Origin of the sequence: Rothia sp. (in: high G+C Gram-positive bacteria) (genome assembly GCF_015265375.1) — a bacterium.
GTDB lineage: Bacteria > Actinomycetota > Actinomycetes > Actinomycetales > Micrococcaceae > Rothia.
In genome coordinates this window covers 1-10,716 of record NZ_JABZXW010000066.1, presented here as the reverse complement: position 1 = coordinate 10,716, position 10,716 = coordinate 1, and the positions used below count along the sequence as shown (strand labels likewise).

Here is a 10,716-nt window from a genome sequence, read left to right as displayed (position 1 = left end):
GAGGGGAGGGGGTCAACTATGGCTTGGTGTGGCTTGGTGTGGGGTGCAGTGGGAAAACGAAAAAAATACTGAGACATAGAACACGTTCTATCGAGTTGCGTGTTTCGGTAGAAGCCCGTATAGTTTTCTCTTGTGTTCGCCACTGGAACGGAAACGAAACAGTGAGAACTATGGGTCTTTAGCTCAGCTGGTAGAGCGCCACGTTTACACCGTGGATGTCATCGGGTCGATCCCGGTAGGACCCACCGATTACCCCGGTACCGCAAGGTACCGGGGTTTTTGTTTACCCGGTTGTATTTACCCATTGACCTGCCGCGAGAGTACCCGGCGGGAGGCTCACGAAAATAATTCAGTCGGAACTGCGATTCCTTCGAGCATAAAACTGTACTCCACCTATATATAGCCCGCCCTCAGCGCGTATCCTTATATACATGACTGAAAACAAGAAGGCACAGATTGGTGTCACCGGCCTTGCTGTCATGGGCGCAAACCTTGCCCGCAACCTGGCACGTAACGGCTACACCGTGGCACTGCACAACCGTTCCGTAGAGAAGACCGACGCACTGCTGGCTGAGCACGGCGCAGACGGCGACTTCATCCGCACCGAGTCCCTGCAGGAACTCGTCGACTCCCTCGAGTCTCCCCGCCGCATCCTGATTATGGTCAAGGCGGGCGCACCCGTCGACGCTGTTATCGAGCAGCTCACCCCCATGCTCGACGAGGGCGACATCATCATCGACGGCGGTAACTCCCACTTCCCGGACACCATCCGTCGCGAGCACGCCCTGGCTGAAAAGGGCCTGCACTTCGTGGGCGTTGGCGTTTCCGGTGGTGAAGAGGGCGCTCTCTGGGGCCCCTCCATGATGCCCGGCGGCTCCGCCGAGTCCTACAAGCACCTGGGCCCGCTGCTCGAAAAGATCGCAGCGAAGGCACCCCAGGACGGTGCACCCTGCTGCGCATGGATCTCCACCGACGGTGCGGGTCACTTCGTGAAGATGGTCCACAACGGCATCGAGTACGCCGACATGCAGGTGATCGGCGAGGCTTACGACATTCTGCGCTCCATCGCAGGCATTGAGCCGGCACAGCAGGCAGAAATCTTCAAGACCTGGAACGAAGGCGACCTGAGCTCCTACCTGATCGAAATCACCGCAGAGGTGCTCGCACAGGTTGACGCAAAGACCGGCAAGCCGCTGGTCGACGTGATTGTTGACGCAGCAGGCCAGAAGGGTACCGGCCTGTGGACCGCTAAGGCTGGCCTGGATCTCGGTTCCCCCGTCTCCGCTATCGCAGAGTCCGTGTTCGCACGCGCCCTCTCCTCCTCCGAGCGTGAGCAGCGCGAGCAGGCACAGCGCGAACTGCCCGCAGGCCTGATCGCAACCACCGGCGTGGGCGCAGGCGACCCCGAGTTCGTTGAGGACGTGCGCCGCGCACTCTTCGCGTCCAAGCTCGTTGCATACGCACAGGGCATGGACCTGCTCACCCGCGCAGGCAAGGAATACGGCTGGGACCTGAAGCTGGACACCATCGCATCGCTGTGGCGTGCAGGCTGCATCATCCGCGCAGAACTGCTGGGCGACATCATGGCTGCCTACGCTGATGAGGCTCCCGCGAACATGCTGCTGGCACCCGCCTTCAAGAACCTCATGGAGGAGCTCGTTCCTTCCTGGCGTCGCGTGGTGGCTAAGGCAACCGCACTGGGCATCCCCGTGCCGGTGTTTGCTTCCGCACTGTCCTACTACGACGGTCTGCGCCGCGACCGCCTGCCCGCATCCCTGATTCAGGGTCAGCGTGACTTCTTCGGTGCGCACACCTACGGTCGTATTGACGAAGAGGGCGCCTTCCACACCATGTGGAGCGGCGACCGTTCCGAGGTGAACGCAGCGGATATTCACGTTCACTAAGCTCACGTAGCTGAACGCAAAAGCCCGCCTTCGGCTGGATGAGAATCCGGTCGGGGCGGGCTTTCGTTATGTCTTGATAAGGCAGTCCCCGAGGTATCTCACGATATATCTTAGGGGTGCAACAGGGGAGAGGAGCTGTGGATATTAGCTAGGAGCCTCCAGGCGCGCCTCTACGGGCTCAAAATGCCAGCAAGTACTAAATCCACATGGCGGGGTCAATGTACTCCACAGCGTCCACCAGCGGCTTCTTCTTCTCCGGAGTGCGCGGGCGGTGCTTTGCGGGAATGCCAGTAATAATCGAGTCGGCGGGGTGATCGTTGACCACCACGGCGTTTGCGCCAATCGCGCTATCGGCACCAATGACTACGGGACCCAGCACCTTTGCGCCGGCACCAATGGTCACGCGGTCACCGATGGTGGGGTGACGCTTTACCTTCTCCAGGGAGCGGCCGCCCAGGGTCACGCCGTGGTACAGCATCACGTCGTCACCAACCTCAGCGGTCTCACCAATGACAATGCCCATGCCGTGATCAATGAAGAAACGGCGGCCAATGGTCGCACCGGGGTGAATCTCCACACCGGTCAGAAAACGAGCAAACTGCGAGAGAGTACGAGCCAGAGCCTTCGTCTCATCCTTCTGCCAGAGCTTATGGGTCAGACGGTGAACCCAAATCGCGTGCATACCCGAATAGTTCAGCGCAATCTCGACAGCGCCACGCGCAGCAGGGTCGTGCTGGCGGACGTTCTCAATATCTTCACGCAGACGCGCAATAAAACTCATGGGTTCCCTTTCCCTCATCGGTCGTGCTCTGTGTGTGCGACCTTTCCAAAGGTACCAACAATGAGGCCCAATCACCTATTCCCGCACCCTCAGCTGTCATAGTGGACGCCCCCTCCGAAATCTCGGTCACAATTCCGTGCAGAACGTAATATTTACGCCCCGTACGGCCCTGCCAAGAGCCTCCACCCGCAGACGCTAGAGTGGGGCACGCAAAACGCCCCGCCTGCCGTGTATGCAACCGGCAGACGGGGCGTAGCGCTATAAACCTGAAACCTCCCACTAACGGGGGCTCAGAAGCTCAATTAGCCGCGGATGTCCTCGTACAGAGCGGTGGAGATGTAACGCTCACCGAAGTCGGGAACGATAGCAACAATCAGCTTGTCCTTGTTCTCAGACTTCTTAGCCTCCTCCAGAGCAGCCCAAACAGCCGCACCAGAAGAAATACCGCCCAGAATACCTTCCTGGGTAGCCAGCAGGCGGGAGGTGCGCATGGCGTCCTCAGCGCTGACCGGGGTCACAGAATCGTAGATGCCGCGGTCCAGGGTGTCGGGAACGAAGTTAGCGCCCAGACCCTGAATCTTGTGGGGACCAACGCGACCCTCAGAGAGCAGCGGGGAGTCCTTCGGCTCAACCGCAACAACCTTCACGTTGGGGTTCTGCTCCTTCAGGTACTTACCGGTACCGGAGATGGTGCCGCCGGTACCAATACCCGCCACGAAAATGTCGACCTTACCGTCGGTTGCTTCCCAAATCTCGGGGCCGGTGGTGTTGTAGTGAATAGCGGGGTTCGCCTCGTTGGAGAACTGAGACGCCAGAATAGCGTTCTCGGTGGTCGCAACGATTTCCTTAGCCTTCTCCACAGCGCCGCGCATACCCTCGGTACCGGGGGTCAGCACAATCTGAGCACCGTAAGCGCGCAGCAGCACGCGACGCTCAGCAGACATGGTCTCCGGCATGGTCAGGATGACGCGGTAACCGCGAGCAGCACCCACCATAGCCAGCGCAATACCGGTGTTACCGGAAGTACCCTCAACAATGGTGCCGCCGGGCTTCAGTGCACCCGACTTCTCAGCAGCGTCAATGATGGCGCGGCCGATACGGTCCTTAACCGAACCAGCGGGGTTGTAGAACTCAAGCTTGACCGCGACGTTACCGGGAAGGCCCTCGTCCAGTCGGTTCAGCTTAATCAGGGGGGTCTGGCCGGTTGCTTCAACAATGCTGTTGAGAATCTTTGCCATGGGGTGCTCCTTACATGAGCCTGGGGGGAGGCCAGCCGCGACGGGGTCTCCGCAATGAATAATCGGTTACGTGGCAACTCTACTACTCACCGGCGACAGGTTTAAACCTGCGGTCACAGTTCGTAATAATGCCAGAGAAAAACCTCAGGGAACGAGGTTCAAAAAGAGGGTACAGAAAAGCGCCGCACAAACCCTTTCTCGATAAAGGATGATGAATGTGCGGCGCTCTCTAGAAACATTATGTAGCCCAAAAGACAACCTCTGTATATAAGAGTAGTGATGAACTCTGTTCACCGCAAGCTGGAGCCACAAATTTTATTGCCATCAATGGAAAAAACAGTGAAAAACCGCATCCTGAGATGGAAAAGACGCAAAAGCGCGAGAGAGAACCAGCCTCAGAGGACTAGTTGATGTCCATGTGCAGGTCCCACTTGTTGTTCAAGTAGCGGCCAACAGCCTCACCGAACATCTTCACGTGACGCTTATCAGCCGCCACGGTCTGCTCCTTGCCGTCCTTGAACAGCTTCTCACCCAGATCCACGTTCAGAGTCACGGTCCAGTTGTACGCACCCTGCGCCAGAACCGGCTGCTTGGTACCGATAGTCAAAGTAGCGGTCGGGTTCACGTACCAGGTCTTCTTCTCTTCAATACCTGCCTTGGTGGAGTCCGCGTACTTCTTCATCGCCGCCAGGGTCTCCTGGTCGGTGCTGACCTCGTTCATGTAGTGCATATCGCCGGTACGCAGCAGGTACTCAAACGCCGCACCGAAGTACGCCAGAGCCGCCGCGAAGCCAGCCACCGAATTCTGGTGCATAGCCTCCGGAACAATCGGGGACGGCACGTTCTGCGGCGGGTGCTCAGCGTTACCCGGCTGGTACTCGCCGTGCTCCTCCATCTTCTCCAGCTTCGCTACGCCGCTGTAATCCTTATTGTCGTTAGGCAGCGGAGAGCTCGACGCCGAAGCAGAAGCCGACGCAGAAGCGGAAGGGGAAGCAGACGCCGAAGCCGAAGCGCTCGGCGAAGCGGTAGCAGACTCAGAAGCAGCAGCAGAAGCGCTCTCAGAGCCAGAAGCGGAAGCAGACGCCTCAGACGAAGCCTTAGAGCCACAAGCCGCCAGCAAAGCCATAGAGCTGACGCCCAGCACACCCAGCGCCGCGCGGCGGGTCAGGTTCTCGGACATAGTGATACCTTTCAGTCAGTCGGTGATTGCAACCAGTTTAGCCGCAAACCCAACAGGATACAGAGTTGAGCGGGCGAAGCGTGAGAAGCGCCTCGCAGATAAAAGCGTTATGACGAACTATGACGTCGCGGAGGTGGCGGACGCCTCAACGGAAGCCTCAGCAGAAGCGGGTACGGAAGCCGAACCGGATGCTGCGCCGGACGCCGCCGCGCTCGCGGTGGATGCGCCTCCCTGGGCAGCGCCTCCCTGAATGGTGGCACCGTATGCCACGCTCAGCTCCCACATCTTCGAATCAGCGTGGTAGCGGCCGCGGAAATCGCACTCCTGAATCGTCACCTGAGAAGCCGGACCCGCAGCAGTCGCAGAGGCAGAGGCGCTTGGGGACGCCGCATCAGACACCAGCGCATCCTCCGACGGCTCAGTAGGCTCAGCAGAGGCAGAAGCGCTTGCCGAGGCGGCCACCGGCTGGATCTTACCCTCAGCCACCGCTTCCGTACCAAAGTCCAGAGTGTACTGACCCTTGAACAGCAGGTTGCCATCGCTCATAATCGACGGCTGAGCGCTCGCAAGGGCATAAGACGCCGACGGGTTCACATACCAGGAACCCTTCTCCACACCCGCCAGAATCGACGCCGACAGAGCATCCACCTCAGAGCGAGTCTTCGAGGACAGCTGAATGCCGGTCGAGAACGCATCCGTGCTACCGGTCTTCACCAGGTAATCCATAGCCGCCGCAAAATAAGCAACCGCCTCATGGAAACCCGTCACCGTATTCAACGAGAGCTTATCAGTCACCTTCGGCTTCGGAGCATTACGCGGCGGATGATCCACCGTACCCTGCTCATAATTCAACGCACCATCATAGTGGGTGTACTCCACCAGACCCGAATAGTTCTGACCATCATCGCTGTACCCGTTCGGGTTAGCGCTCGACTTCGAGCCGTTCAGGCTACCGCCCTGAGAACCCGACTGCTGGCTAGAGCTACCCGAGCCGCACGCGCTCAACAGCGCCGCAGAACCGGCAACAGCAGAAGCGCCCAAGCCCAAACGCAGCAGGGAACGGCGAGAGAAAGACTGAGAAAAAGAAGACATACAAAAACCTTGAATTCGGGAAAGGTCGATACTACTAGGGTAAAACAGATCATGCCCTAACCCGAGTGCGAGTTAGGGCATGATGCCTCATCCATCTGAGGGCTTAAAGGTTGTCACCATTAGAATTGCCGCCATTACCGGAGTTGCCGGAATTGCCAGCATTACCGCCGTTAGCGCCACCACCATTAGCGCCACCATTCTGCGGCTGAGCCGACGCCTGAGCCTCGTACTCATCCTGAATCGTCAAAGTCCAATCATTATCGTGGCGCACACCGGTAATCACCAGACCGCGCTCAGTACGGCGCACCTTCTCAGACATCTCCGCGGGAGCACCGTCAATCACCACGGTCGGACCCAAATCAATCACCAGATCAAAGGTCCACTGCACGCTCTTCTTCACCAGAGTCGGAACAGCAGTGAACGCAGACATCGTCACCTTCGGCGACACAAACCAATCACGATTCTGCGAGCTCTCATTCGACTCATCCATAAACGAAGAGAACGAAGCAACGAACTTCTCATCAGCCTTCGACTCACGCAGCGGAGCCGCATCACCGGTCAGCACCAGGTAGTTAATCGCCGCATACACGAACGCAATCGAATCGTATAGACCCTGCACCGAGTTCTCCGAGGCGCTCGCCGGACGCTTGGGGAACGGCACGTTCTGCGCGGGAGCAGACTCGGTCGCCGGAATGAAATCACCCTTCTTCTCATAGTTGTCGAAGGTGACCTCGCCGCTAAAATCAGTGCGCGCAGAAGCCGAAGGGGAAATCTGCGGGGTATCCACATCGGCGTTCTCGCTGGAGGAAGAACCACCGCCGCACGCAACCAGCAGGGCGCTCAAAGACACGCCCGCAACGCCCGCACCCGCGTAACGCAGAGCAGAACGGCGGCTGATGCCGGTAGTGGAACTGGGAAGCCCGGAGGTCATGGGGAAAAGCGCCACGGAATACCTTTCGAGTGAGAATCTCAGGTGAGAGACGAGTGAGAGTGCGCCTCGACGAGCGGATATCACACGCGGACATCCCTCTAGAGACAGTCCTAAGTATAACGCGCCCCCGCCTTCACACCCGTGCGTACCAGCGCCCAAACGAGCGTGATATGCCGCCCATCAGCGAACTTACCGCAGCCAGTGAACTCAGTGGAACCAGCGGGAGCATCGCACCGAATGGGGTATAGCGGGTATAGCGAAGGAGGGGACGCGTTAATCGTCTATAGAGATCGTCTATAGGGGAGGGGCTACTGGGCTCCCCCAGCGGGAGCAACATCTCCACCAGCGGCACCGGGAGCTACGGTCGGCTGAGCCGTCGCAGCTGCAGGCTGAGTCGCCACGGGCTGCGCGGGAGCGGTAGCCGCAGGCGCCTGGGTAGCGGCAGGCTGAGGCGCCTGAGCCGCGCCACCCTGACCTGCAGAACCCTGACCGGCACCATTCTGGGAGCCAGTGTACTGACGGGAACCGCCCTGGCCGGCACCATTCTGTGCGCCACCGTTCTGGGCGGCACCGTTGTTAGCGGTACCCTGCGCGGCACCGTTACCCGAAGTGTTCGCGCCGGAGTTTGCGCCAGCATTAGCCGCCACGGTGCTGTCATCAGTCACCGTCGGGGTGTACGTCGAGGAAGGATGCGCACGCGGAGTCTGAGTCGGCTTCGGAGTCAACGCCGGATCATACTGCTGAGGCGCAATCACCAACCAGCGCTTCGCCTCCTCATCGTACTCAGCGTAGAGAGCCTTAATCTCCTGCGCCTCAGTGTCTTCCAGGGGCTTGGTCGTGTTGGTTGCCTTCTCAACCTGCAGACCGTGCGCCTGAGTCACGGTGCACGCCCACGAATACTTGGTGCCGCGGGTCGTCGGCTGCTTATCGGTCAGGCGGAAGGTCCACTCACCATCAACCAGCCAGTTCGTGCCGGGCGCATAGAAGGCGCGCAGCTTCTCCAAAGAAGCACGCTGAACAGAATTATCCTGATGAACCACCTGCAGGGCCGGACCGGGATCACCGGTCATGCGGGCGTAGTTCACCGCCGCCGCAAAATACGCGAAGGTGGCGCGCAGGCCGCGGGCATTCTTGTCGTACATGCTCTCATCCTCAACCGGGATAGGCACGGCGCTCGCCTTAGAATCAACGCTCGCGGGGCCGGCGGTCGGCTCAATCGTGTAGACCTGACCGGTCTCCGGGTCGGTGCTGCTCATCGGGGCTGCACCGGTACCGGCAACGTACTTGGTCCACTTCAGCTCGCCCGACAGGTTATCGTAGGCACCCGCAATCGACGCGGAAGGAGTGGGGGAGGCGGTCGCCTCCGCAGTCTTTTTGGAACCGCAAGCGGCAAGCATAGCACCCAGGGCGGCAGTGCCCGTGAGCGCAATAAAGTGGCGGCGGCTGTGAATCATAGTGATCCCCTTGAATGTGCTGTGATGCGGAAGTATCGGTGATAGGTGAAGAGCTCACGCCCTAATCCTCAGCCTAACATCATGCCCCCATCGGAGGGCGTGAAGCAGTCACCCGCGGGGCGGGCAGAGGCGTATTGAGGCGAAAACGGGCGGACCTCATCTAGCCCTAGCCTATAGATTTCACGCGTGGCACACAAATAAAAGCCCTCATCCGTGCCTCATATCACCCAATATAACGGGATCTTTGAGGCACGGATGCAAAGAAGCTTTAGGCTGAGCCTCGAATGTAACGAGCCGCCTTAGAAGAGGGGCTCTCATTCGGGGTCGGGTGCGCGCTCGGGGCGTTCGCGGATGGTTCAGCGGTAGCCGCCGGGGTGGCGGTAGCGCTCGGGGAAGATTGCGGATCCTCGAGCATCTGCAAGCCGTTTTCGCCAAAGTAGACGTAAGCGTCAGCCTTCTGATTGCTGCCGTAGATACCGGTGAGCTGCTCACGCTGACGGGTCTCATGGTTGAACAGGAATGCGTTCTCGTCCACCTTCAGGGTCGCCTTCCAGCAGTAGACGTCCTGCTCGGTGGCGGGTACCGGCTGCGGGGAGCTCAGGTTAATGCACATGGGGTGGTTGCTCTTAGAGACCAGCCAGCCGATGTTGTAGCGGTAAATGTCGCGGTACATCTGCGCCATGTGGCTAAAGTGCTCCTGGCCGGGCAGGTTCATGAAGGGGTCGGTATCGCCGGTGAGGAGCATGTAGTTCTGCGCCGCACCCCAGTACTGCAGGAAGGCATGCAGGCCCTCAACGGTACGTTCCTTAGCCTCCGGAGGCATGATGGGGCGGGGGACATTGACGGCGCGGTGACTGAGAGTACCGTTCGAGAAATTGCCGACGCGCTCAAAGAACTGATCGGGCAAGATTGCCGGGCCGCGGCCGTCCAGGGCGGATGCGGGCAGAGGCTCGGCGTAGGTGATGCTGCGCGTGGTGGTCGCAGATTTGGTCTGGGTGCTCTGAGGCGCCGGTGCGGCATCAGTAGGAGAGGGTTCAGTGAGTGGTTGAGGGCGAGAAACTGCGTTGGGGCTGCAGGCGCTTGCGAGTGCACTCAATGCTGCTCCGGAAGAAAGAGCAAGAAGATGGCGACGTGACAGCGAACCGAACATACGCAACCTTTCGCAAGAGTAAAGACGGGCAGGCAGTAACGGGTAGCTCGGATGCAGTGAACCTCAACGGCAGTTGATTGCAGTTGCGTGAGGGGTCGGTGAGCGTTCCCGATGGGTGTGGCATACCGCGGTGAGTACGGATGCGATAGAAAGGGCAGGTCAAAAGCCATCTGAAGGAATCGGTGTGGGTTATGACCTGCCTGGTTGTCGTGCTCAATGATTCTAAGCGTACTTTCAGGTTCACAATGACCATATCTGCGCTTAAAGGTAAAAAGTTATCAAATCTTAATATTTGCCCGTTTTATGCGGGTTATAAAACGTACCAATGTGTTCCGGGTAACCGCATTAAAATGTGCTTTTTTCCCGCGGAAACTCAAGGATTTTCCCACCTGCTCTTCTTATGAATAAATCATAAATTGGAGTTGTTGCACGCGGTGTGCAAGTAGTATTTCAACCTCTTCAGGTTGTCCAAACACCTATCAAAAACAGCCCCTCGCACAGCCGCAGCACCCCCATCCGCACAATCTAGCTACAACGCGACCGCGCCAACGCCCACACATGGCATGAAGCGGGTTCACCCTATGGGACAATAGCGCTGTGACTACCACCGACTATGCGCAGCTCAAAGCAGCTCGCGAACTGCTCACTCGAATCCCCCTCCCGCTCGACGTAGAAGCCGGCGAAACCCCCGGCACCCCCTACACCGTCACCCACGACGGCACCGCAGAGCACGGCACCGCCTCCGCGCGCACCCTACTCGCCGCCATGGCGCGCCAACTCGACGACTATATTCTGCCGCGCAGCGCCAGCGTCGATAACCCCCTCACCATCGTGGTCGGAGGCTCCACCGGCGCCGGTAAATCCACCCTCGTCAACACCCTGCTCGGCGAACCGCTCACCCAGTCCGGCGCGATTCGACCCACCACCCGCCCCCCCGTGCTCCTGCACCGCGCAGAAGACGAGGCGGCGCTGTCACCCGAACGCTT

Annotated in this window: 9 protein-coding genes and 1 tRNA gene; 3 read left to right on the top strand and 7 right to left on the bottom strand. The window is 59.2% G+C overall.

The window, feature by feature from the left end:
• The first annotated feature begins 172 nt into the window (after positions 1–172).
• Both HXO69_RS07820 and gndA read left to right on the top strand, forming a co-directional pair.
• A tRNA-Val gene (locus HXO69_RS07820) sits at positions 173–245 on the top strand.
• A gap of 186 nt (positions 246–431) precedes the next feature.
• The gene (gene gndA, locus HXO69_RS07815; protein WP_049354576.1) at positions 432–1,904 is read left to right on the top strand and encodes an NADP-dependent phosphogluconate dehydrogenase; all 1,473 of its coding nucleotides are present in this window, start codon (positions 432–434) and stop codon (positions 1,902–1,904) included.
• 196 nt (positions 1,905–2,100) lie between these two features.
• Here gndA and epsC read toward each other — a convergent pair whose 3' ends face one another.
• From epsC to HXO69_RS07780, 7 genes are all read right to left on the bottom strand, one after another.
• Entirely contained in the window at positions 2,101–2,685 is a 585-nt protein-coding gene (epsC, locus tag HXO69_RS07810; RefSeq protein ID WP_005507433.1) for a serine O-acetyltransferase EpsC, read from the bottom strand.
• Positions 2,686–2,987: 302 nt separating this feature from the next.
• The gene (gene cysK, locus HXO69_RS07805) at positions 2,988–3,923 is read right to left on the bottom strand and encodes a cysteine synthase A (protein ID WP_049347413.1); all 936 of its coding nucleotides are present in this window, start codon (positions 3,921–3,923) and stop codon (positions 2,988–2,990) included.
• A 403-nt stretch (positions 3,924–4,326) separates the two neighbouring features.
• Positions 4,327–5,103, bottom strand: coding sequence for a DUF6318 family protein (locus HXO69_RS07800; RefSeq protein WP_296546352.1), 777 nt, complete (start codon positions 5,101–5,103; stop codon positions 4,327–4,329).
• Positions 5,104–5,220: 117 nt separating this feature from the next.
• A complete protein-coding gene (locus HXO69_RS07795) occupies positions 5,221–6,195 on the bottom strand; it encodes a DUF6318 family protein (protein ID WP_296546351.1) in 975 nt (324 codons plus the stop codon).
• Between the two features lie 103 nt (positions 6,196–6,298).
• Positions 6,299–7,141, bottom strand: coding sequence for a DUF6318 family protein (locus HXO69_RS07790; protein ID WP_296546349.1), 843 nt, complete (start codon positions 7,139–7,141; stop codon positions 6,299–6,301).
• A 293-nt stretch (positions 7,142–7,434) separates the two neighbouring features.
• Positions 7,435–8,580, bottom strand: coding sequence for a DUF6318 family protein (locus tag HXO69_RS07785; RefSeq protein ID WP_296546348.1), 1,146 nt, complete (start codon positions 8,578–8,580; stop codon positions 7,435–7,437).
• A 268-nt stretch (positions 8,581–8,848) separates the two neighbouring features.
• Positions 8,849–9,676, bottom strand: a complete 828-nt coding sequence (locus tag HXO69_RS07780) for a DUF6318 family protein (protein ID WP_296546346.1) — start codon at positions 9,674–9,676, stop codon at positions 8,849–8,851.
• A gap of 651 nt (positions 9,677–10,327) precedes the next feature.
• Between HXO69_RS07780 and HXO69_RS07775 the strand changes: the two genes are divergently transcribed.
• Positions 10,328–10,716: dynamin family protein (locus HXO69_RS07775; protein ID WP_296546344.1), on the top strand; the 389-nt coding region annotated here is incomplete at its 3' end.

Excerpts from the sequence above, each read along its gene's own strand:
- gndA (WP_049354576.1), top strand. The coding sequence starts at position 432 with ATGACTGAAAACAAGAAGGCACAGATTGGTGTCACCGGCCTTGCTGTC.
- epsC (WP_005507433.1), bottom strand. The coding sequence starts at position 2,685 with ATGAGTTTTATTGCGCGTCTGCGTGAAGATATTGAGAACGTCCGCCAG.
- cysK (WP_049347413.1), bottom strand. The coding sequence starts at position 3,923 with ATGGCAAAGATTCTCAACAGCATTGTTGAAGCAACCGGCCAGACCCCC.
- HXO69_RS07800 (WP_296546352.1), bottom strand. The coding sequence starts at position 5,103 with ATGTCCGAGAACCTGACCCGCCGCGCGGCGCTGGGTGTGCTGGGCGTC.
- HXO69_RS07795 (WP_296546351.1), bottom strand. The coding sequence starts at position 6,195 with ATGTCTTCTTTTTCTCAGTCTTTCTCTCGCCGTTCCCTGCTGCGTTTG.
- HXO69_RS07785 (WP_296546348.1), bottom strand. The coding sequence starts at position 8,580 with ATGATTCACAGCCGCCGCCACTTTATTGCGCTCACGGGCACTGCCGCC.